Source organism: Pseudomonas chlororaphis subsp. piscium (genome assembly GCF_003850345.1).
Lineage (GTDB): Bacteria > Pseudomonadota > Gammaproteobacteria > Pseudomonadales > Pseudomonadaceae > Aquipseudomonas > Aquipseudomonas piscium.
This window is the reverse complement of sequence record NZ_CP027707.1, coordinates 3,149,249-3,170,427: the sequence shown is the minus strand read 5'-3', so window position 1 is coordinate 3,170,427 and position 21,179 is coordinate 3,149,249. Positions and strand designations below refer to the sequence as shown.

Sequence of the window (21,179 nt, the reverse complement as noted above, 5' to 3'; positions counted from 1 at the left end):
CTTTTCGTCTCAGTGCAAACGGATTTTTTCCCTCGACGACAAGGAGGCGGCAGCGATGCTCGCGCCATTCACCCGTTCCATGACTTTGACATTCGGCCTGTGCGGCGCAGTTCTGAGCCCCGAGCTGCTGGCTGAAACCGAACCCGCGCAGAACGTCGACCACGGCGCCAAGGCCCTGGAACTCGATGCCACCAGCGTCACCGCCCAGGGCCTGGGCGCGACCACGGAAAACACCGGGGCCTACACCACCGGCAGCATGAGCACCGCCACGCGCCTGAACCTGTCGATCAAGGAAACCCCGCAATCGGTGTCGGTGGTGACCCGCCAGCAGATGGACGATTTCAAACTCGATACCTTGTCCGAGGTGCTGGGGCAAACCACCGGGGTGGTGGTGCAGCACCTGGACTCCGACCGGGTGATCTATTCCTCCCGCGGCTACTCCATCGACAACTTCCAGATCGATGGCATGCTCAACACCTTCAACCGCATGAAGTCCGATTCGGACACCATCATCTACGACCGCATCGAAGTGGTCCGCGGCGCCACCGGCCTGACCACCGGCGCCGGCGACCCTTCGGCCACCGTCAACATGGTGCGCAAGCGGCCGACCCACGAATGGGCGGCCAAGGCCGGCGTCAGTGGCGGCAGCTACGACAACTACTACAGCTACGTCGATGTCGGCGGCCCGCTGGCGTTCGACGGTCGTCTGCGCGGGCGCACAGTGCTGGCCTATCGTGACAGCCAGTCGTTCCGCGACAACTACCAGCTGCAGCGGGAAGTCGGCTACGGCATTCTCGAGGCCGACCTGACCGACAGCACCACCCTGGCCGTGGGCTACGACTATCAGGACAAGCAGGTCCAGGGCACCTCCTGGGGCACCGTGCCCTACTGGGACGCCTCGGGCGGCAAGGCCAACCTGCCGCGCTCCACCAACATGGCGGCGAACTGGAGTTCCTGGCCGCTCAGGGACAAGACCGCCTTCGCCACCCTCGACCAGCGCCTGGGCCACGACTGGCACCTGAAAGCCGCCTACACCCACCGCGACAGCGACAGCGACGGCAAGGTCTATTACGGCGGCGCCGGTTTCCCGGAGGCCGACCGTTCGGGCATGACCGCCTGGACCAGCCATATGATCGGCACCCAGAAAATGCGCGTGTACGACTTCAACCTGGCCGGTCCCTACAGCCTGCTGGGCCGCGAACATGAACTGATGTTCGGCTACGGCGAGGCCGAGCGCAGCGAATCGTCGCCGCACACCGTCGACGGCCCGACGCCGCCGGGCTACACCAACATCGCCGACTGGAAATACATGGGCGGCATCGCCAAGTTTCCCGACACCGTGACCAACCTGTCCGGCGAAAGCGACAGAACCCGGCAAAAGGCTGGCTACCTGGCCACCCGCCTGAGCCTGAGCGACGACCTGCATGCCGTGCTCGGCGGCCGTTACGGCAGCTGGAGCATCCACAGCCGGGCTCGCAGCTATGACACCGACAACCAGTTGGTCCGCCAGGACGACACCCGCCAGCAGCACAACGACATGTGGACGCCCTACGCCGGCCTGCTGTACGACCTCACCCCGGAATACACGGTGTATGTCAGCTACACCGATATCTTCAAGCCCCAGGACAAGCGCGACACCAGCCGCAAATACCTGGAACCGGTGGTCGGCAGCAACTACGAGCTGGGGCTCAAGGGCAGCCTGCTGGAGGAGCGCCTGAACCTGGCCACCGCGGTGTTCTGGAGCAAGCAGGACAACGTCGCCGAATTGGACAGCTCAGTGCCGCCGGACCCGGTCACCGGCGAGGAGTTCTACAAATCGGGCGGCAAAGGCGGCAAGGTCCAGGGGTTCGAGGCCGAGGTCTCGGGCGAAATCCTCCCGGGCTGGAACCTCACCGCCGGCTACACCTACACCCACGCCCTGAACGGCGAAAAGCAGCGCGCCGACGGTGGCGAGCCGATGAACATGCTGCGCCTGTCGACGGCCTATCGCCTGCCGGGCCAATGGCGGGCACTGACCGTCGGCGGCAGCCTGAACTGGCAAAGCGAAATCTACGGCAACAGCCGGCGGCCAGTGGGGCGCGACGGTGACGGGCGCCTCGTCACCGAAAACACCCGCATCCACCAGCAGGCCTACAGCGTGGCCGGGCTGATGTCGCGCTACGAGTTCGACTCGCACCTGTCGGCCTCGCTCAACGTCACCAACCTGTTCGACAAGAAGTACTACGAACGGGTCGGCTTCTATAACGGCGTCTACTGGGGCGAACCGCGCACTATGACCCTGAGCCTGGACTGGAAGCTTTAACCCGCTCTTCTTCCTACACGGCTCATATCGGTTGGCCGTCAGTGCCTCTCATCCGGGATGACAGAATTGTCATCCCGCCTTCAGCGCCCTGTTAACCCCCAGTTAATAAGATCGCGCCAGACTTCTCTTATTGCTTCGTTACAGGGACGCGACGGAATTCCGATCACTGTTAATGGGACACCGCACATGAAAGCCTCCACACTCCTGCTCGCCGGTCTGATGATTGCCAGCTCGGGTGCAGCGTTCGCCGAAGGCGGCGCTGAACGCATGAAGCACTACTGGGACAACTTCCCCATCAGCCAGCAGATACCTCGCACCGATAGCGAACAGGCGTCCTCCGAAAACGGGAAAAAGCCCCAAGCACCCGTCGAGGACCCGACCCGCGCCGCTGCGCAACCAGATGCCTGAAACGCCCCGAGCTCTACTCCTCTCTGGCGATAATGCTCCTTTGGTAGAGAGGATCTTGTGGCGCCCGTTCATGGGCGCCTTTTTTATCCCGTCGATATCAACGAGATGACCATCGGCTATCAACTTTCTGACGTCAAAATGACAATTACGCCATATAGGCAACCGTCACTGCCCGCTGTATTAACATAAGTTCCCGCCGAACTTAGACATATATTGAAACAGTAATAACGATGACACTCCGCTTGTTGCTCACAACCAGACAAAAAAGCGCCTGCCTGCGGGCAAAGCCCGGCTACCGACTGTCGAAAACAGGCACAAGCCATTGATATCAGGCACTTTAAATCTTGACCCTAAAGCCACTTCAGGCTTGAGCATTCCCCCACCCAAACGGCTGAAGCTATTTATCAGCAGCAACTTCGTGGGTTTTATGGCTGGTCCAACAACAACTTCATATCCAGCGCCATTGAAATCGTTTTAATGATCAAGAGGTCACTTTTCCATGCGCATTCTGGTTGTCGAAGACGAGCGTAAAACCGCCGATTATCTGCATCAGGGCCTGACCGAAAGCGGTTATGTGGTCGACCGCGCCGCCACCGGTGTCGACGGGCTTTACCTGATCGAACAGCAGAACTACGAACTGGTGATTCTGGACGTCAACCTGCCGGAAAAGGACGGCTGGCAGGTGCTGGAAGACATGCGCAAGGACAGCAGCACCCGGGTGATGATGCTCTCGGCGCGCGGGCGCCTGGCCGACAAGGTCAAGGGCCTGGACCTGGGGGCCGACGATTACCTGGTCAAGCCGTTCGAGTTCCCCGAGCTGCTGGCGCGGGTCCGCACCCTGCTGCGGCGCAGCGAGAACCTGCCGGCGACCGATACCCTGCGGGTCGCCGACCTCGAACTCGACCCGCGCCGGCACCGGGCCTATCGCGGCTCGCGGCGCATCGATCTGACCACCAAGGAATTCACCCTGTTGCAGGTGCTGATGCGGCAGTCGGGCGAGGTGCTGACCCGGACCCAGATCATTTCCCTGGTCTGGGACATGAACTTCGACTGCGACACTAACGTGGTGGAAGTCTCCATCAGCCGCCTGCGGGCGAAGATCGACGATGCCAGCGATATCAAGCTGATCCAGACCATCCGCGGTGTCGGTTATGTCCTGGAAGTGCGCCAATGAAAGCCTCGCCACAACGCACCGCCAGCAGCCTGTCGATGCGCCTGGGCCTGACCGTCAGCCTGATGGGCGCCGGCCTGGTGCTGCTGCTCGCGACCCTGGCCTACCTGGCCCTCAGCCATGAACTGGGCAGCCTGGCGCGGGAAAGCCTGGACAGCAAACTCGAACAGATCCGCCACACCCTGACCAGCGACCTGAAGACCGGTGACATCGCCGCCCGTCCGCATTCGCTGCTGGACCTGGTGATGGGCCACGACAACCTGCACCTGAGCATTTTCGGCGCCGATCCCCAGGCCGAACCGCTGTTGAACATCGGCAACCGCAACCTCGAGCCGCTGCCGGTCGCCTTGACCCAGCCGGAAAGCCCGGCGTTCCTCGACTGGCTCGACAGCGCCGGCAATCGACTGCTCAGCACCTCCAGCCTGATCAGCCTGCGCAATGGCGAACAGGTGCGGGTGGTGCTGTCCCTGGACCGGGCCAACGACCAGGCGCTGCTCAGCGCCTACCTGCGTTCCACGGTGATCGCCCTGCCCCTGCTACTGATGCTGATCGGCATCGGCGCCTGGTGGGTGGTGCAGCGCGGCCTGGCGCCGTTGCAGCAGTTCAGCCGGGTGGCCGCCAAGGTCACGACCCAGGACCTGACCCATCGCTTGTCGCCGGACAACCTGCCGCGGGAGCTGGCCGAGCTGGCCCACAGCATCAATTTCATGCTGCACCGGCTCGACGGCGGCGTGCAGCAGCTCTCGCAATTCTCCGACGACCTGGCCCACGAGTTGCGCTCGCCCATCACCAACCTGATGGGCAAGGCCCAGGTCACCCTGTCCCGGGAACGCCCGCCCCACGAATACAAGGCGGTGCTGGAGTCGAGCACCGAGGAACTGGAGCGCCTGACCCGGATCGTCAGCGACATGCTGTTCCTCGCCCAGGTCAGCCATCCGGCCTCCCAGGTGGCGTTCGAGGAAGTCTCGCTGGGCGAGGAAGCGCGGCGGGTCACGGAACTGTTCGCCCTGAGCGCCGAGGAAAAGCACTTGGGCATCAGCCTGTCCGGCGATGGCCTGGTGTATGGCGACCGCCTGATGATCCAGCGGGCCATCTCCAACCTGCTGTCCAACGCCATCCGCCACAGCCCTAGGGCGTCGAGCATTTCGATTCTGGTGGAGGAGCACGATTCGAGTGTGTCGCTGTCGGTGGGCAACCCTGGCGCCGGCATCCCGGAGCAGCACCTGGCGCACCTGTTCGAGCGTTTCTACCGGGTCGACAGCAGCCGCTCGCGCGCCGAAGGCGGTACTGGCCTGGGGTTGGCGATCGTGCGTTCGATCATGAACCTGCACCAGGGGCGGACCGAGGTCAGCAGCGTGCCCGGCAGCTTCACCCTGTTCCGCCTGGTGTTTACCCGGCTCAATCATCCACCGCGGGCGTAAGGACCCTGGACGAACTGGGTACCAGGGTATCCAGGGGCGTGAATTCATCGGCCGGCGGGCTCCAGGGGTTTACAGGGTTTTGTTCCAGAACAGCATCCGGCCATGGCTCGGGTCGAGCATGGCGTCGTCGAAACCGAACTTGCGGTAGGACGCCTGGGCCACTGCGTTGCCCTCCAGCACTTCCAGGGTGATCTTGCAGCAGCCGCGCTGGCGGGCGATCTCCTCGACCTTCTGCAGCATCTTCTGGCTCAGGCCCAGGCCGCGGAATTTATCGATCACCGACACGTCGTGCACGTTGACCAGGGGCCGGCCGGCAAAGGTGGAAAAGCCCTCGAAGCAATTCACCAGCCCGGCCGGTTCGCCACCGACAAAGGCCAGCACGCTGAAAGCATGGGGGCGCTTGGCCAGTTCGCCGGGCAATTGCCGCAACAGATCGGCGTCCAGCGGCTGGCCGCCGCCCATCGGGTCCTGGGCATAGTGGTTGAGCACCAGGGCGATCGCCTCGGCGTGTACCGGGTTGGTGTAGCTGGCCTGGAGTACCAATACGTCTGCAACGTCCATGTCTGTCCTCAACGGTTCGATTGATCCGGATGTGTTCCGGCAAGCGCGATTGTAAACATCGGCACATGACGAAACGAGCGGCTACCGCGTCAAGCGCTACCGTTCTTTTCCTCGACCGCCTCCGCGCCCTCGCCCCAGATCTGCGCTTCGCTCCAGCCCAGTTCGGCAAAGTCCTCGGCGCGCAATGCCGCCTCGCCCGCGCAGAAGAACTCGTCCAACTGCGGCGGCGCCACCCGGGTGCCGCTGAGCATGGCGTGCACCTGGCCACGGTGATGCAACTGGTGCTCGAACAGGTGCGAAAGCATGCGCAGCCGGGTATCCCGTTGGGGTTTTTCCCGGGCGATGGTGACGATGCGTGCAAGGTCGGCATCCCGCTGCTGCTCGCAGTAGGCGATCAGCCGGCGGTCCACCAGGGCCTGCTCGCGCCGCAGGTCGGCGGCCTGGTCGAAGGGCTCCTCGTCGTCGAAAAACACATAGCAGTCAGGTCTTGGCGGCTCGCCGCGCAGCTCCCGCTCCAGCGCGTCGACGTAGAACCAGTCGCAGGTGAGGATGTGGTTGAGGGTGGCTTTCAGGCTGGGAAAGAAACTCACCCGCGGCGCCGCCAGTTCGCTCGGGGTGAGTATTTCCCAGGCCTTGCCCAGGCGGTGATTGGCCCAGGCGTTCTGGTAAGCCATGGTCAGCAGATGATGGGACAGGGGCTGGTTCACGGTCAGGTCTCCCTTGGCAATGATCAGGAGTGTTCAGCCAAAACGCTGCAGTTGCATCTCCTTCAGACGACTGAGGGTACGGCGGAATGGAAACTCCAGGTAGCCCTCGGTGTACAACGCCTCCATCGGCACCCGCGCTTCGAGATACAGCGGTACCTTGCGGTCGTAACACTCGTCCACCAAAGCAATGAACCGCCGCACGCTGTCATCGTGCACCGACAATTGCGGCAACTCGCGATCGCCCGCTTCCACTCGCTCGGCGCCGTCCTCGGTGCCCCGGGCAATCCGCCCCGGGCGCTGTTGCGCGCTGAGCTCGGGCACTTCGCTGAGCAGGATCGCGCTGAAGCGGTCGCACAGGGCCATGAAGTCCATGGCGGCGAAAGGCTGCTCGCAGAGGTCGGCGAAACGGCACCAGAGCACCCGTTCGCTGGCCTTGATCACCTGGACCTCGCGGTAACCCACCGGCAATATCGCGCTGGACGCCGACTGCCCCGCCGCCAACTGTTCGAACACCGGGCCCAGGGCACTCGGTTGGCCGTCCGGGGTGACCCAATAACGCTGGGTGACGGCCCCCGGGTGCAGGCGATGGTCCTGGGCGCCGTCCACCGCCACCACCTGCATATGTGCCTCGATCGCCGCGATCGCCGGCAGGAAACGCTCGCGGTTGAAACCGTCGGCATACAGCTGCTGTGGGGGCTGGTTGGAGGTGCAGACCATCACCACGCCCTGCTCGAACATCACCTGGAACAGGCGCCCGAGAATGATCGCGTCGCCGATGTCGTTGACGAACAGCTCGTCGAAACACAGTACCCGCACCTCTTCGCTCAGCTCGCGGGCCAGGGCCTGCAGCGGGTCGGCGGTGCCGGTCAGCTGGAACGAGCGCTGGTGGACCCAGCCCATGAAATGGTGGAAGTGCTGACGCCGCGCCGGCACCTCGAGGCTTTGATAGAACTGGTCCATCAGCCAGGTCTTGCCCCGCCCCACGGGGCCCCACAGATAGACCCCGGTGATCGGCTTGCGCCCTTCCTGCAGGGCGACATGGCACTGCTGCAGGGCCAGCATCGCCCGCTCCTGGGCCTCGTCGGCGACAAAACCGCGCTCCTGAAGGGCGTACTGATAGGCGCTGAGGGGGGAATCGAAAGGCATGGGGTCCACGCATCCGCAAATGGGCCGCGCAGTATGCCATGCCTCACCTGGCAACCGCTGTGCGGTGTCTGTGTAGCCGCTGCCGAGCAGCGCGAGGCTGCGATCGGCAACGCAGTTGCCGCAAAACCTCAGCACGTGGTGCATCAGGCAGAACGCGCAGCCCGGATTACGGCAACTGCGTTGCCGATCGCAGGCTTCGCCAGCGGCTACAAACAGCAAATGCCTGCATCACCGTGGCAGCGGCTACAGCGAGATATCCAGCCGGGCGATCTTGCCCTGCTCGTCGAGGCGGAACACGTAGCGCAATTCCAGCGGGCTGCCAGGGAAGCTGCCGGAGATCAGGTTGTCCACCAACACCTTGCCAGTGCGCTGCTGGACCTTGAGCACCTCAAGCCGTGGCTGGTAACGGCGGGCGCTGTCTTCCATCCATTGGGCGATGGCCCGGGTGCCGGCCTGATGCTGGCCCTCATCGAACACCTGGGCGTCTTCGGCGAAGAAACTGGCGACCGCCGAACTGTCACGGCCATTGGTGGCCGCGAGGTAGGCGGCGATGGCCGGTGCGAGAGAAATGGCTGTGCTGGACATGGTGTTACGACTCCTTGTTTATCGTTGCTGGAGCCATGCTAAAACGCCGTCGCGTCAGTTCTTGTCAGGAGTGAAACGCCCGGCATCGTCCAATTGCATGCGCTGGCGCCAGGTGCGCAACAGGTCGCTGCGCCGTCCCGGATAACGCTGGCCCTGCTCACTCGCGGCGGCGATCCGGTCGGTGCGAAAGGTGCGGAAATCGTTGCGCAACTCACACCAGGCGACTATCACCCGCGCCTCGTTCATAAAGCCCAGGGCCAGGGGCCAGATCAGGCGTTGGCTGGGAGTCTTGTTCACATCGGCGTAATCGATGTGCAGCTTGGCCTGCTCGCGGATCGCCTGGCGAAACACGTTCAGCGGCACCACGTTTTCCGGGTAGCGGTAAGCCGGCGGTCCGGGCAGCACCGTCGGGTTGTGCAAGGCTTCCTGGGCCGCCGGCGCCAGCACCGCGGCGATCTTCGCCAACGCATCGGCGGCGGCCTTGCCGAGCACCTCGTCGCCACGCTGGTCGACATAACGCAGACCAAGGACGATGGCTTCGGTTTCGTCGGCGTTGAGCATCAGCGGTGGCAGGAACAGGCCGCTGCGCAGCACATAACCGATCCCGGCCTCGCCATGGATAGGCGCGCCCAGGGCCGTGAGCTCGGCGATGTCGCGGTACAGGGTGCGCTCGGACACCTCCAGCTCGGCCGCCAGCGCCGCGGCGGTCACCGGGCAGCGCTTGCCGCGCAGCACTTGCAACAGGGTCAACAAACGAGTGGTGCGCGACACGTCTTCAAGCTCGACAGGGAAGGATCGGCGCAGCTTAACAGAGCCCCCTGTCAGGATCTGTCAGTAGCGATCAAACCCAACGACACCGCGGAACCTGTAGCCGCTGCCGAGCCCGCGAGGCTGCGATCGGCAACGCGGTTGCCGCAAACCGGAGGTCTGCGGCAATCCCGCGCCCGCTTCCCGCCCTACCGATCGACCTTATGCCGCGCCGCGTACAGGCAGAGCATTTCCATGGCCAGGGTGGCCGCCGCCAGCGAGGTGATTTCCGCGTTGTCATAGGCCGGGGCCACTTCCACCACGTCCATGCCCACCAGATTGATGCCGCGCAGGCCGCCGAGGATCTCCAGCGCCTGCAGCATGCTCAGGCCGCCGCACACCGGGGTGCCGGTGCCGGGGGCGAAGGCCGGGTCGAGGCAGTCGATATCGAAGGTCAGGTACACCGGCTGGTCGCCAACCCGCTGGCGGATCGCCTCGACAATGGCTTCGCAGCCACGTCGATGCACCTGCCGCGCGTCCAGCACCTGGAACCCCTGGTGATCGTCGTTGGTGGTGCGCAGGCCGATCTGTACCGAGCGCGCCGGGTCCACCAAGCCTTCCCTGGCCGCGTGCCAGAACATGGTGCCGTGGTCGATGCGCTTGCCCTCTTCGTCCGGCCAGGTGTCGCTGTGGGCATCGAAGTGGATCAGCGTCAGCGGACCGTGCTTGCGCGCATGGGCCTTGAGCAGCGGATAGGTGATGAAGTGGTCGCCGCCGAAAGTCAGCATCGCGCTGCCGCTACCGAGGATCCGCTCGGCATGGGCCTCGATGCTCTCCGGCACCGACTGCGGCACCCCGGAATCGAAGGCGCAGTCGCCGTAGTCCACCACCGCCAGATGGTCGAACGGATCGAAGGCCCACGGCCAGTGGCGTTCCCAGGCGATGCCGGCGGACGCGGCGCGGATTCCCCGCGGGCCGAAACGCGCACCGGGGCGGTTGCTGGTGGCGGTATCGAACGGTACGCCGCTGACCGCCACATCCACCCCGCGCAGGTCGCGGCTGTAGCGGCGGCGCATAAAGCTGGTGATGCCGGCGTAGGTGCTTTCGGCGGCGGTGCCGTACAGGCTGTCACGGGTCAGGGCCTGGTCGTTGCGGTTGGCGATATCCATGGGTTCGTCCTTATGGTTGGCGGCTAACGAAGGGTTACAGAGATCCCCGCGCTGACGGCCATCGAGGAATCTGTGGCGGCAGCTTGCACCGGTCGATACATTGGAAAAATATCAAGCGTATTAACCTGACATTCCCCCGGAGTAATGTTTGATGCTCGGCCAACTGCACGACCTCGACCTGCACCTGCTGCGCCTGTTCGTCTGCGTGGTCGAATGCGGCGGCTTCAGCGCCGCCCAGGGCGAACTGGGACTGAGCCAGTCGAGCATCAGCCAGCAGATGGCCAAGCTGGAAACCCGCCTTGGCTATCGCCTGTGCAGTCGCGGCAAGGGTGGCTTTCGCCTGACGCCCAAGGGCGAGCAGCTGCTGCTGGCGACCCGTGGCCTGTTCGAGTCCATCGAGCAGTTTCGCCATCAGTCCAACGGGGTGGCCGGGCGCTTGCTTGGCGAGGTGCGCCTGGGCCTGTCGGAGGCGCTCGACCCGGCGGTGTTGCAGAAAGTCGCCGAGGCGATCCGGCGCTTTCGCCAGCGCGACGAGTCGGTGCGCATCGAGATGATCAGCGCCATGACCGGCGAGATGGAACGCCTGCTGTTGCAGCAGCGCCTGGACCTGGCGATCGGCTATTTCTCCAAGGTGCAGCACGCCTTCGATTACCAGCAGCTGTTCACGGAAACCCAGCACCTGTACTGCGGGCGCGGCCATCCGTTGTTCGCCCAGGACAACCCGGACCTGCAAGCACTGCATCGCGCCGACAAGGTCGACCACAGCTACCGGCTGCTGAGAAACGACGAGCCGTTGCAAGGTGTGCCCGGCTCGGCCTGTTCACAGCAGGTCGAGGCCACCCTCACCTTCATCCTCTCGGGCCAGCACATCGGCTACCTGCCTAGCCACTTCGCCCGCACCTGGGAAGACAAAGGGCTGATCAAGGCCCTGCGCCCGGAGGAGTTGAGTTACGACGTGGGCTTCTATCTGGCCCGCCACCGCGCCCTGGTTCCCGGGGAGGCGCAGCGGGCCTTCGAGGAAGACCTGCTGGCCGCATTCGACTAAGCGCCGGATCCTCTAGCCGCTGCCGCCGATTGAAGTTTCAGTCGGCAATGCGCTTTGCTCTTCTGACCCGGCCACCTTTCTGGCATCCTGCGCCTCCATTTTTCTGACCGGGTCCGCAGATTTTGCCTTACGTCCTCCGACATCCCGTGTCGCGCCCCTTTTCTCCACGTGTTTCATGCCCTATCGACACGTCATTGGCAGGCTTTTTCCCATGACCGCACCTGATCGCTCCACGCCGCGCTACAAGTCCGACCTGATCTATGGCCTGGAGGACCGCCCGCACTTCAGCGCGGCGATCTTTGCCGCGCTGCAACATGTGCTGGCAAGTTTTGTCGGCATCATCTCCCCGACCCTGATCTTCGGTGGCGTGCTGGGCCTGCAGAACGAAACGCCCTACCTGATCAGCATGGCGCTGTTCGTCTCGGGCCTGGGCACCTTCGTCCAGGCCCGGCGCCTGGGGCCGATCGGCTCCGGGCTGCTGTGCGTGCAGGGCACCAGCTTTTCCTTTATCAGCGTGCTGCTCAGCGCCGGGCTGATGGTCAAGGGCCGTGGCGGCAGCAACGAGGAAATCCTCTCGACCATCTTCGGCATCTGCTTCTGCGCAGCCTTTATCGAGATGTTCCTCAGCCAGTTCATCGGCAAGCTGCGCAAGCTGATCACCCCGGTGGTCACCGGCACCATCATCACCCTGATGGGCCTGTCGCTGATCAAGGTGGCGGTCACCGACATGGCCGGCGGCTTCGGCGCGCCGGACCTGGGCGCCGCCAGCAACCTGGGCCTGGCCGCCCTGGTGCTGCTGACCATAGTGGTGCTCAACCGCTTCAGTCATCCGATGCTGCGCCTGGGCTCGATCGTCATCGGCCTGACCCTGGGCTTCGTCGTCGCCTGGCTGCTGGGCCGGGTCGACCTGGCGACGATGCCGGAAGTGCCGATGGTCAGCGTACCGGTGCCGTTCAAGTACGGCTTCTCCTTCGACCTGATCGCCTTCATTCCGCTGGCGGTGATTTTCCTGATCTCGCCCCTGGAAGCAGCCGGCGACCTGACCGCCAACTCGATGATTTCCCAACAGCCGGTCAAGGGCCCGCTGTACATCAAGCGCATCAAGTCAGGCCTGCTGGCCGACGGTTTCAACTCGATGGTGGCGGCGGTGTTCAACAGCCTGCCGATGGTCACCTTCGCCCAGAACAACGGAGTGATTCAGCTGACCGGCGTGGCCAGCCGCTACGTGGCGTACTTCATCGCCGGGCTGCTGGTGCTACTGGGGCTGTTCCCGGTGATCGGCGCGGTGCTGCAGCTGATGCCCAAGCCGGTGCTGGGCGGCGCCACCCTGATCATGTTCGGCACCGTGGCCGTGGCCGGGATCAAGATCCTCGCCGAAGCCGGGCTGCATCGACGCAACGTGCTGATCGTGGCCATTTCCCTAGGCATGGGCCTGGGGGTGGCGGCGGTGCCGGAAGTCCTGCGCGAACTGCCCAAGGCGCTGCACAACATCTTCGAATCGCCAATCACCGTGGGCGCGATGTGCGCGATCCTGCTGAACATCTTCCTGCCGGAGGAGTTCATCGAGCTGGAAGAAGATGAGTTCGATCCAGAAGCGGCTACCCTCAAGGTCATGCAGGACCCGGATGTGAGCGCCAAAGCCAACGCCTGACCACTGGCGTCTGTAAGAGCAGTCGGTCGACACCCGTAGGCACTGCGTCTTCTGTAGGAGCGAAGCTTGCTCGCGATGGCGTCAGTGGCAACACCACCAGACGCCCGGCCTCAAGCCCGATGCCAGCCCTGCCGGCCTTATCGCCGGCAAGCCTGGCTCCTACAGAAGATGGCGCCCCCTCAAGCAACCTTCGGTTTGTGGTGCAGACCCGGGCGCGATAGATTCAACACTGCCTTCTTTCTTTGCAGAGAGCTTCCAATGCGCAGACTCCTCGGCCTCACCCTTTCCGTGCTGTTGCTCAGCCTGAGCGCCTGCGCCCTGTTTCCCCAGCGCGATCAGTTGCACATCAATGTGGTCGGTATCGAGCCGCTGCCCAGCCAGGACCTGGAAGTGCGCTTCGCCGTCAAGCTGCGCCTGCAGAACCCCAACGAAACCACGATCAACTACAACGGCGTGGCCCTGGACCTGGAAGTCAACGGCCAACCGCTGGCCACCGGGGTCAGTAACCAGACCGGCAGCATCGCGCGTTTCTCCGAGGGCGTGCTGGTGGTGCCGGTCAGCGTTTCGGCCTTCGCCGTACTGCGCCAGACCCTAGGCCTGAGCCAGACGCAAAACCTCGACGACCTGCCCTACGTGCTGCGCGGCAAGCTCGCCGGCGGCCCGTTCGGCACTATGCGTTTCGTCGACAAAGGTCAGCTGAGCCTGCCGAAGACCGCCAACTTCACCTGGTAATCGACAGGCTCGCCAGCGGCCCTGTAGCCGCTGGCGCAGCCTGCGACCGGCTGCCATTCTCCCTCCCCTAGAACACCGACCAGCCAATGCGCTGGCTCAGCAATTCCAGAGCCGCCATCCCCACCAGGGAGTTGCCCGCCGCGTTCAATTCCGGTGACCACACGCACACCGTGAACTGCCCCGGCACCACCGCGACAATACCGCCGCCCACGCCGCTCTTGCCCGGCAGACCGACGCGGTAGGCGAAATTGCCAGCTTCGTCGTACAGGCCGCTGGTGGCCATGATCGAGTTGACTTGCTGGGTCTGGCGCGCCGTGAGGATCTGCTCGCCGCTGTGCTTGCAGAAGCCATCGTTGGCCAGGAAGCAGAAGGCCCGCGCCAGGTCGACGCAACTCATGCGCAGCGCGCAGTGGCTGAAGTAGCTGCGCAGTACCGACTCGACGTCGTTGTGGAAGTTGCCGAAGGACTGCATCAGGTAGGCCATCGCCGCGTTGCGCGCGCGGTACTGGTATTCCGAATCGGCGACGCGGCCGTCCACCAGCACCTGCATGTTGCCGGACAGGCGCCGCACGAAATCGCGCATGGACAGCGCCGGCGCGGCGAAACGCGACTGGTTGATATCGCAGATCACCAGCGCCCCGGCGTTGATGAACGGGTTGCGCGGACGGCCACGCTCGAACTCCAGTTGCACCAGGGAGTTGAAGGGTTGCCCTGAGGGTTCATGCCCCAGGCGCTGCCAGATCGCCTCGCCGGAATGGCCGATGGCCTGCACCAGGCTGAACACCTTGGAAATGCTCTGCACCGAGAACGGTGTATCGGCGTCGCCGGCGCTGAACACCTGGCCATCGTTGCCATACACGGCAATCCCCAGCTGGTTGGCCGGCACATCGGCCAGCGCCGGAATGTAGCTGGCCACTTTGCCCTGGCCAATCAAGGGACGGACCTCGTCGAGGATCTCGTTCAACAACGCTTGCATGTTCAGACTCGCACTTCGTGCCTCGCACCGCCGCGAAGCTACCGCTGCTAGACGCACTCCGCCGGGTCGAGAACACAGTTGTCGTGCTTATCCCTCACACGGCCCTCACACAGCCCTCACCCGCCCCCCGTACAGCCCTCCGCGCGGGAGAAAAACCGGCGATAAAAATCGCTCGCGGGCCGCGCTTTTTTGATCGGGCGGAGCCGCAGCTGATAGGCTTTCCCCTATATTCGACAGGGAGCGCTCATGGATCTCAACGCCGCCAGGATGTTTGTCAGCGTGGTCCAATGCGGCAGCATTTCGTCCGCCGCCAACCTGCTGCAACTACCGCTGGCCACCATCCGCCGAGGCATCCGTGAACTGGAACGCAGCCTCAACGTGCAACTGCTGGAACGCTCCGCCCGCGGCACCCGGCTGACCGCCGCCGGCAGCCAGCTCTACGAGCACGCCAGCCGTGGTATCGAAGCCCTGGCCGAGGGCGAACAGGCTGTCAGAAATGATCGAATGCACTTGCAGGGCCGCCTGAGTGTGTCGGTGCCTGCGGCGTTCGAGAGCTGGTGGAAGCTGCTGGCCGAGTTCCAGCGGCGCCATCCCGAGGTCCAGGTCGCGGTCTACACCAGTGAGCGGGAAAGCGACCTGGCGCAGGATGGGGTCGACGTCGCCCTGCGCGCCGGGCCGCTGTTCGACGAGGATCGCCCGGCGCGCCTGCTCGGCAGCTACCGCCATATGCTGGTCGCCAGCCCGGTGCTGCTGGAGCGCCTCGGCACCCCGCAAACCCCCGCCGACCTTCGCGGTTTTCCCTGTGCCGTCTGGTCGCGCCATGCCGATGCCCGGGAACAGTGGCAACTGGGCGACCAGTCCTACAACCCCAATCCGCTGTTCGCCGCCAACGATTACCTGCACCTGCGCCAGCTGGCGCTGACCGCCAAGGTGGTCACCGAGCTGCCGGCCTTTCTCGCCGCCGAAGCCCTGCGCGACGGTCGTCTGCGGGCCCTGCTGCCCCGCCTGCCGATGCCGGAGCAACAGCTGCACCTGCTTTACCCGGACCAGCGCCCGCCCTCGAACATCGTCCGCGCCTACCTGGACTTCGCCCAGGCCTGGCTGGTGGAAAACCCCTTGCCCCAGCCGCACTGAGCAGGCGCTGATGCAGATCAGCCCGGGCTCGCCGCTGCGCCGGTAAAATAGCCCCTCACCCCGGCTGCGCCAGCACCCGCCCGCAGCCCGCGACCCATCCTATGCGCCGACACTGGCGCCATCTTTCTGGAGGTGTCCCCCTTGAAAACCTGGTATTCGGTGGTCGGCGTCCTGCTGATCACCACCCTCACCCTGCTGCTGGAAATCCCCAGCGATACCTGGCTGACCTCCGCCACCCTGAGCCTGGTCCTCGGCGCCACGGCGCTGGCCTATATGGCCCTGTCCTGCCTGCTGGCCAGCCGCTGGCGCTGGGTCGAGCGGCTGTTCGGCGGCCTCGACCGGGTCTATGAAACCCACAAGTGGCTGGGCATCTGGGCGCTGGTCTTCGCCAGCTATCACCTGGTGTTCAAGGCCAACCTGGATCTCTGGCAAAGCGTGCCGATCATCGAGCTGTCCAAGTACTGGACGCGCATGGTGCGGCAGCTGAGTTACGTGGCTCTCGGCCTGATCGTGCTGCTGGCGCTGAACCGCAACATTCCCTACGGCCAGTGGCGCTGGTGGCACAAGCTGTCCGGGCCGCTGTTCGCGATCGTCATCCTGCACTGGCTGAGCTTCAAGTCGCCGATTGCCCTGGATACCCCCTCGGGCATCTGGCTCACCGCACTCTGCGGCCTGGGCCTGCTCGGCGCCCTGTACAAGCTGCTGCTCTATCCGCTGCTGGCCAAGGCCGGCGAATACCGGGTCAGCGCGGTGACCCTGGAGAAAAACTCCCTGCACCTGGAACTGACCCCACTGCACCGCGGTTTCGCCTTCAAGGCCGGGCAGTTCGCCTTTCTCGCCATGCGCGAGAAAGGCCTGCGCGAGCCGCACCCCTTCACTATCGCCAGCGCCCACGCCAGCGACGGGCGCATCGAGTTCGTGATCCGCGCCCTGGGCGACTACACCCAGAAGCTGCGCCAGCAGGTCAAGGTCGGCATGCTCGCCGACCTATACGCACCCTATGGCCGCTTCAAGCGCCGGCTCGATGCCGGCCGGGAGATCTGGATCGGCGGTGGCGTGGGTATCTCGCCCTTTATCTCCTGGCTGCAGGATGCCGCCGCCGGGCGCTTCGACCAGGCGACCCTGGTGTACTGCTGCAACCCGTCACGAGCCTTCCCCAGCATCGAAACCTTGCAGGGCCTGGCCGAGGAACGCGGGGTGGATTTCATCGGCCACACCGACGGCGCCGACCGCCTGGGGGAAACCCTGAAACGGCTGGCCAGCGAAACCGATCCGCAACAGATCCAGATCAGTTTCTGCGGGCCCAAGGGTTTGCTCGCCCGGGTCAAGGCGTTGATGCGCGAACACGCGATTCCCGAACGCAACCTGCACTACGAGTTCTTCGAGTTCCGCTGAACACCCTCAACCCCGGCGCGGTTCATGCAGCATCAGCCGCACCACCAGCGCCGCGACCAGGGTGATGGCGATCAGCGCATACAGCAGCCAGGTGAAGGCCTTGGCGTAGAGCCCGAGCAACAGCTCCCGGCCCAGCTCGGGCAACAACGCCGCGCTGGCCTGCAGGTTGCCGCTGGCCAACTGCTGGGCGGCCAGCGGCAGCTGCGGATGCTCCGGCAGCGCCGCAGCCATGGACAGTTGCAGCAAGCCGGCCAGCAGGGCCACCACCAGGGCCAGGGCAATGCCCTCGCCCGCCACCCGGGTGGTACTGAAGATGCCGGTGGCCATCCCCGCCCGCTCCTTGGGCACCACACTGACCGACAGCCCGTCCATCAAGCCCCAGGGCAAACCGGCACCAAAACCGATCAACAACATGGGCAAGACATTGGCCGCCGACGCCTGCCCCGGGGCGATCCGGCTGAGCAGGTAGAGCCCGAGCGCGGCGATCACCAGGCCGACGCTGGACAGGGTCCCGGCGCCGAACCAGCGGGTCAGCCACGCCGCCAGCAACGGCACCACCACCATAGGTGCGGACAAGGCGATCATCATCAGCCCGGCATCGATCTCGCTGTAGCCTTCCACGCCGATAAAGCGGATCGGCAGCAGGATCAGCAACACCACGAAGCAATAGCAGGTGGCGATCGGCAGCAACTGCACGCCGACAAACCGCGGGTAGCGAAACAGCGACAGGTCGAGCATCGGACGCTTGACCCGCAACTCTATGACTATGAACAGCAGCAAGGCCAGCAGCGCCACCAGCAACAAGCCCCAGACCAGCGGGCTGCTCCAGCCGCTTTGCGGCGCCTGCAAAATGCCCCAGGTCAGCGCCACCAGCGCCGCGGTGAAACTCAAGGTGCCGGGCCAGTCGACACCCGCCGCGTCCGGGTCGCGGGACTCCTGCATACGCGGCACGCCAAACAGCAGCGACAGGCCGCCGATCAAGGTCCCGGAGACGAAGATCGAGCGCCAGCCGTAGGCTTCGATCAGCACCCCGGCGAGGATCGGCCCGAATGCCAGGCCGACGCCGAAGGTGGTGCCCAGCAGGCTGAAGGCGCGGGTCCGCGCCGGGCCTTCAAACTCTTGGGCCAGGGCCGCCGAGCCGCCCGCCAGCGCCGCCGCGCCGGCCAGCCCTTGCACGGCCCGCAACAGGTCGAGCCAGAGCACCGAAGGCGCAAAGGCCAGGGCCAGCGACGTCAGGGCGAACAGGCCGACGCCCAGGCTGAACACACGCTTGCGCCCGTACTCGTCGGCCAGGGTGCCGGCGGCCATCAGCACGCTGCCAAAACTCAGCATGAAGGCATTGGTGATCCAGCTCAGGGCCAGGGGGCCACCGCCCAACTCGCGGCCGATGGCCGGGGTCGCCACGGCCACGCCGACGAAGGTCAGCGGCAGGATCAGCGCCGCCAGGCACACCGCGGCCAGTACCGCGTAGGAAGAACCGCCGGCGACGGTGTGATCGAGGGCAGCAGGCACATCGATTGGCGAATTCATTGGTACCTCAGGGGGAACGTTGCAGGGCGATCAATGGTAGATTCGCCGCAATCACCCACAAACAGGGCTGAAGTCCGTTCTTTACGGACATAAAGGCTCCAATCGAGATCCCCATGGACAACCTCAGTGGCATGCTGGCCTTTGTGCGCACGGTAGAGGCTGGCAGTTTTGTCGGCGCGGCGGAACGCCTGGGCCTCTCCGCCTCGGCGGTGGGCAAGAGCCTGGCCCGCCTGGAAGAACGGCTCGGCGTGCGCCTGCTCAATCGCAGCACCCGGCGCATCAGCCTGACCGACGAAGGCACGCTGTTCTTCGAACGCTGCCAGCGCATAGTCAGCGAGGTGGAAGACGCCGAGGCCGAGCTGGCGCGCATCAGCGACAAGCCCCGCGGCAAGCTGCGGGTCAGCCTGCCCGCCATCGGCTATCGCATGCTGTTGCCGATCCTCCCGGAGTTCGCCGAACGCTACCCGGACATCGAGTTGGACCTGGACTTCAACGACCGGCTGATCGACGTGATCGCCGAAGGCGTCGACGCGGTGATCCGCAGCGGCGAGCTGGCGGACTCCCAGCTCAAATCCCGCACCCTGGGGCCGTTCCGTTTCGTGCTGGTCAGCGCCCCTCACTACTTCGCCCGCCATGGCGTGCCCGAGTGCCCGCGGGACCTGGAGCGGCATGCCTGCCTGCGCTACAAGTTTCCCGGTACCCCGCAGTTGCAGGAGTGGAAGTTTCGCCTGCCCGACGATGCGCCGCCGCTGGTGCTGCGCAGCGCCTTGACCAGCAACAACCTCGAGTCGCTGATCTTCGCCGCTACCCAGGGCCTGGGCCTCGCCTTCGTTCCGGATTTCGTGGTGCGCACGGCGCTGGCCGACGGCTCGCTGGTGTCGGTGCTGGACGACTATCAGATCGACAGCGGCAAGTTCTCGGTGCTCTGGCCCGGCAGTCGACATCTGCTGCCGAAACTGCGAGTGTTCGTCGACTTTCTCAGCGAACGCCTGGTATTGGGCGGCCGCTGAAAAAACCCACAGCAGATCCACACATAGGCGCAACTGATAGCGACAGAACCTCTCTCGAGGTCAGCTACAAACCCAACCAAGGCTGGGATGAAACCGCCGTCGCGACTGCGAAGTTTGAGCTGATCGACTAAGGAGATACACATGACCATCAGTTGGACGTGGACACCGGCAGACAAGGCAGAAGCGACACCCTCTATCGGTGATCAGTACATTTCCATGGGAAAAAATGTCTTGTGCCTGCGCAATCCCATGCCTGCGGATTCAGCCTTCATGGCAAAGATGTTCTCTGCCACGATAGTCATCACTCTACTGCTGTGGTTATGGATGTTCTGTGCCGTTATCAATGACACACCATCCGATGAAGCCTGGGTTCTATTCATTCCCCTGCTCTTGCCGCTGGGAATTTCGTTGTTCCTTTTTTACCGAATCCACTTGATCAGGAGTCAATCGAACTTCTATTTCAATCGCCACACCCAGAAAATCTACTACCTCAAGGGCAAGACCCTGCTGGTCGGTGACTGGGCTCATGTCAAAGCCGGAGTAACGGGTCGAACCGAGTTTTCCGGCCGGTCGTTCAGTACCACTACTTCTTTGGTCCTGAATGCATTCGGTACCCAACAAGACAGCCTGCAAGCCAAACAGATCGCCAAATCCTGGGCGCCCACCTATAGCATCTGCATAGACAGCAATGAACCCAGCGATCCTCGGCCGATCTTCGTTGCTCAGGTGTGGGAGTACATTCGTCAGTTCATGGCCCATGGTCCGGATAAGCTGCCCGTTCCTCAAGAGCCCCACTGGTGGTATGCGCCCCATAACGCTATCTGCCTGACACCCCGTCAGGCATTTCGTCATTATGTGCCTTGGCGCACGGGAGAACCGGGGGAAAAGCAGGGCAAGAAATGGTGGCTGATGCCTCTTTGGTTGGTGCTCTTCCCCTACAACTTCTTCGTTGCTCTTTGCTGGTGGATGACCTGTCGCCTGTTACGCGTAGGCCCGGCGGCCCCGCCGCAACAAGCGCTCGAAGGAGAACCTGGTACATCAGCGCACATGGAAATGACTGCCAGGATCATTGGACCCTAGCGTTTTGCTGACAAGCTGGCGTAGCAAAACCTTGCCAAACATTAGCGAGACCATCGCTCATTGGCGGCAACCCAGGTTGATTCAAAGAGGGAACTTGCATGAAACCAGTTGTACTTGTTGGGCATAGCCATGATTGCCCGATACATGGAGCAGGAACGGTTGTCAGTGGGGCGACAAGTGCCTCTATCAATGGCAAAGCGGTCGCCCGAGTGGGTGATGGCATCAGTTGCGGTGCCGTCATCCAAACTGGCTCACCAACTGAAGACATCGAGGGGAAAGCGGTTGCCAGGCAAGGAGATACGACCAGCCACGGGGGCACGCTCACCGAAGGCGACAGTAGCTGGATGCTCGACTAGACAACAGATGGACTACCCCTGAAGTCATTGCCCGCAAGGAGAAAGGCTTTCAT

20 protein-coding genes are annotated in these 21,179 nt (G+C 64.0%); 12 read left to right on the top strand and 8 right to left on the bottom strand.

What is annotated here, in order from left to right:
* Positions 1 to 55: 55 nt before the first annotated feature.
* The 4 genes from C4K38_RS14720 (at position 56) to C4K38_RS14705 (ending at position 5,302) form a co-directional block, all read left to right on the top strand.
* A complete protein-coding gene (locus C4K38_RS14720; protein WP_053278998.1) occupies positions 56 to 2,302 on the top strand; it encodes a TonB-dependent siderophore receptor in 2,247 nt (748 codons plus the stop codon).
* A gap of 186 nt (positions 2,303 to 2,488) precedes the next feature.
* Entirely contained in the window at positions 2,489 to 2,710 is a 222-nt protein-coding gene (locus C4K38_RS14715) for a hypothetical protein (RefSeq protein WP_053278997.1), read from the top strand.
* Positions 2,711 to 3,209: 499 nt separating this feature from the next.
* Positions 3,210 to 3,884, top strand: a complete 675-nt coding sequence (locus C4K38_RS14710) for a heavy metal response regulator transcription factor (protein ID WP_053278996.1) — start codon at positions 3,210 to 3,212, stop codon at positions 3,882 to 3,884.
* A complete protein-coding gene (locus C4K38_RS14705; RefSeq protein WP_053278995.1) occupies positions 3,881 to 5,302 on the top strand; it encodes a heavy metal sensor histidine kinase in 1,422 nt (473 codons plus the stop codon). The genes C4K38_RS14710 and C4K38_RS14705 overlap by 4 nt, the downstream gene beginning before the upstream one ends.
* A 69-nt stretch (positions 5,303 to 5,371) precedes the next feature.
* On the opposite strand, the gene C4K38_RS14700 is transcribed toward C4K38_RS14705, so the two are convergent.
* From C4K38_RS14700 to speB, 6 genes are all read right to left on the bottom strand, one after another.
* A complete protein-coding gene (locus C4K38_RS14700; RefSeq protein WP_009048855.1) occupies positions 5,372 to 5,863 on the bottom strand; it encodes a GNAT family N-acetyltransferase in 492 nt (163 codons plus the stop codon).
* Positions 5,864 to 5,952: 89 nt separating this feature from the next.
* On the bottom strand, positions 5,953 to 6,570 hold the full coding sequence (locus tag C4K38_RS14695; RefSeq protein ID WP_053278994.1) for a DinB family protein: 618 nt from the start codon (positions 6,568 to 6,570) through the stop codon (positions 5,953 to 5,955).
* Between the two features lie 33 nt (positions 6,571 to 6,603).
* Positions 6,604 to 7,716: a cell division protein ZapE gene (zapE, locus tag C4K38_RS14690; protein WP_053278993.1), complete on the bottom strand. Its 1,113-nt coding sequence runs from the start codon at positions 7,714 to 7,716 to the stop codon at positions 6,604 to 6,606.
* 243 nt (positions 7,717 to 7,959) lie between these two features.
* A complete protein-coding gene (locus tag C4K38_RS14685) occupies positions 7,960 to 8,301 on the bottom strand; it encodes a nuclear transport factor 2 family protein (RefSeq protein ID WP_025809066.1) in 342 nt (113 codons plus the stop codon).
* A 54-nt stretch (positions 8,302 to 8,355) separates the two neighbouring features.
* Complete coding sequence (locus C4K38_RS14680; RefSeq protein WP_053278992.1) at positions 8,356 to 9,072, bottom strand: helix-turn-helix transcriptional regulator; 717 nt, start codon at positions 9,070 to 9,072, stop codon at positions 8,356 to 8,358.
* A 185-nt stretch (positions 9,073 to 9,257) separates the two neighbouring features.
* Positions 9,258 to 10,217: an agmatinase gene (gene speB, locus C4K38_RS14675; RefSeq protein ID WP_053278991.1), complete on the bottom strand. Its 960-nt coding sequence runs from the start codon at positions 10,215 to 10,217 to the stop codon at positions 9,258 to 9,260.
* A 151-nt stretch (positions 10,218 to 10,368) separates the two neighbouring features.
* On the opposite strand from speB, the gene C4K38_RS14670 reads away from it, so the two are divergent.
* The 3 genes from C4K38_RS14670 to C4K38_RS14660 all read left to right on the top strand — a co-directional run bounded on the left by C4K38_RS14670 (position 10,369) and on the right by C4K38_RS14660 (position 13,645).
* Positions 10,369 to 11,262, top strand: a complete 894-nt coding sequence (locus tag C4K38_RS14670; protein ID WP_053278990.1) for a LysR family transcriptional regulator — start codon at positions 10,369 to 10,371, stop codon at positions 11,260 to 11,262.
* 211 nt (positions 11,263 to 11,473) lie between these two features.
* Positions 11,474 to 12,913 (top strand): nucleobase:cation symporter-2 family protein, encoded by a 1,440-nt coding sequence (locus C4K38_RS14665; RefSeq protein WP_009048851.1) that lies wholly within the window; start codon positions 11,474 to 11,476, stop codon positions 12,911 to 12,913.
* 258 nt (positions 12,914 to 13,171) lie between these two features.
* Entirely contained in the window at positions 13,172 to 13,645 is a 474-nt protein-coding gene (locus C4K38_RS14660; RefSeq protein ID WP_053278989.1) for an LEA/WHy family protein, read from the top strand.
* 67 nt (positions 13,646 to 13,712) lie between these two features.
* Here C4K38_RS14660 and glsB read toward each other — a convergent pair whose 3' ends face one another.
* Positions 13,713 to 14,621, bottom strand: coding sequence for a glutaminase B (gene glsB / locus C4K38_RS14655; RefSeq protein ID WP_038579256.1), 909 nt, complete (start codon positions 14,619 to 14,621; stop codon positions 13,713 to 13,715).
* Positions 14,622 to 14,867: 246 nt separating this feature from the next.
* On the opposite strand from glsB, the gene C4K38_RS14650 reads away from it, so the two are divergent.
* Together C4K38_RS14650 and C4K38_RS14645 are read left to right on the top strand one after the other, a co-directional pair.
* The gene (locus tag C4K38_RS14650; RefSeq protein ID WP_053278988.1) at positions 14,868 to 15,755 is read left to right on the top strand and encodes a LysR family transcriptional regulator; all 888 of its coding nucleotides are present in this window, start codon (positions 14,868 to 14,870) and stop codon (positions 15,753 to 15,755) included.
* A 141-nt stretch (positions 15,756 to 15,896) separates the two neighbouring features.
* Complete coding sequence (locus tag C4K38_RS14645) at positions 15,897 to 17,150, top strand: ferredoxin reductase family protein (protein ID WP_053278987.1); 1,254 nt, start codon at positions 15,897 to 15,899, stop codon at positions 17,148 to 17,150.
* Positions 17,151 to 17,156: 6 nt separating this feature from the next.
* On the opposite strand, the gene C4K38_RS14640 is transcribed toward C4K38_RS14645, so the two are convergent.
* Positions 17,157 to 18,680 carry an MFS transporter gene (locus tag C4K38_RS14640; protein ID WP_053278986.1) on the bottom strand — a complete coding sequence of 508 codons (1,524 nt, stop codon included), beginning with the start codon at positions 18,678 to 18,680 and terminating at the stop codon, positions 17,157 to 17,159.
* A gap of 113 nt (positions 18,681 to 18,793) precedes the next feature.
* Here C4K38_RS14640 and C4K38_RS14635 point away from each other — a divergent pair, with 113 nt between their 5' ends.
* From C4K38_RS14635 to C4K38_RS14625, 3 genes are all read left to right on the top strand, one after another.
* Entirely contained in the window at positions 18,794 to 19,690 is an 897-nt protein-coding gene (locus tag C4K38_RS14635; protein ID WP_053278985.1) for a LysR family transcriptional regulator, read from the top strand.
* A gap of 141 nt (positions 19,691 to 19,831) precedes the next feature.
* A complete protein-coding gene (locus tag C4K38_RS14630) occupies positions 19,832 to 20,770 on the top strand; it encodes a DUF6708 domain-containing protein (protein WP_053278984.1) in 939 nt (312 codons plus the stop codon).
* A gap of 98 nt (positions 20,771 to 20,868) precedes the next feature.
* Positions 20,869 to 21,126 carry a PAAR domain-containing protein gene (locus C4K38_RS14625; RefSeq protein WP_081001498.1) on the top strand — a complete coding sequence of 86 codons (258 nt, stop codon included), beginning with the start codon at positions 20,869 to 20,871 and terminating at the stop codon, positions 21,124 to 21,126.
* Positions 21,127 to 21,179: the final 53 nt, after the last annotated feature.

What these genes read in the sequence shown, in the direction of transcription:
- C4K38_RS14670 (WP_053278990.1), top strand. Translation starts at nt 10,369, where the DNA reads ATGCTCGGCCAACTGCACGACCTCGACCTGCACCTGCTGCGCCTGTTC.
- speB (WP_053278991.1), bottom strand. Translation starts at nt 10,217, where the DNA reads ATGGATATCGCCAACCGCAACGACCAGGCCCTGACCCGTGACAGCCTG.
- zapE (WP_053278993.1), bottom strand. Translation starts at nt 7,716, where the DNA reads ATGCCTTTCGATTCCCCCCTCAGCGCCTATCAGTACGCCCTTCAGGAG.
- C4K38_RS14650 (WP_053278988.1), top strand. Translation starts at nt 14,868, where the DNA reads ATGGATCTCAACGCCGCCAGGATGTTTGTCAGCGTGGTCCAATGCGGC.
- C4K38_RS14715 (WP_053278997.1), top strand. Translation starts at nt 2,489, where the DNA reads ATGAAAGCCTCCACACTCCTGCTCGCCGGTCTGATGATTGCCAGCTCG.
- C4K38_RS14625 (WP_081001498.1), top strand. Translation starts at nt 20,869, where the DNA reads ATGAAACCAGTTGTACTTGTTGGGCATAGCCATGATTGCCCGATACAT.
- C4K38_RS14630 (WP_053278984.1), top strand. Translation starts at nt 19,832, where the DNA reads ATGACCATCAGTTGGACGTGGACACCGGCAGACAAGGCAGAAGCGACA.
- C4K38_RS14710 (WP_053278996.1), top strand. Translation starts at nt 3,210, where the DNA reads ATGCGCATTCTGGTTGTCGAAGACGAGCGTAAAACCGCCGATTATCTG.
- C4K38_RS14705 (WP_053278995.1), top strand. Translation starts at nt 3,881, where the DNA reads ATGAAAGCCTCGCCACAACGCACCGCCAGCAGCCTGTCGATGCGCCTG.
- C4K38_RS14685 (WP_025809066.1), bottom strand. Translation starts at nt 8,301, where the DNA reads ATGTCCAGCACAGCCATTTCTCTCGCACCGGCCATCGCCGCCTACCTC.
- C4K38_RS14635 (WP_053278985.1), top strand. Translation starts at nt 18,794, where the DNA reads ATGGACAACCTCAGTGGCATGCTGGCCTTTGTGCGCACGGTAGAGGCT.
- C4K38_RS14665 (WP_009048851.1), top strand. Translation starts at nt 11,474, where the DNA reads ATGACCGCACCTGATCGCTCCACGCCGCGCTACAAGTCCGACCTGATC.
- glsB (WP_038579256.1), bottom strand. Translation starts at nt 14,621, where the DNA reads ATGCAAGCGTTGTTGAACGAGATCCTCGACGAGGTCCGTCCCTTGATT.
- C4K38_RS14640 (WP_053278986.1), bottom strand. Translation starts at nt 18,680, where the DNA reads ATGAATTCGCCAATCGATGTGCCTGCTGCCCTCGATCACACCGTCGCC.
- C4K38_RS14700 (WP_009048855.1), bottom strand. Translation starts at nt 5,863, where the DNA reads ATGGACGTTGCAGACGTATTGGTACTCCAGGCCAGCTACACCAACCCG.
- C4K38_RS14660 (WP_053278989.1), top strand. Translation starts at nt 13,172, where the DNA reads ATGCGCAGACTCCTCGGCCTCACCCTTTCCGTGCTGTTGCTCAGCCTG.
- C4K38_RS14720 (WP_053278998.1), top strand. Translation starts at nt 56, where the DNA reads ATGCTCGCGCCATTCACCCGTTCCATGACTTTGACATTCGGCCTGTGC.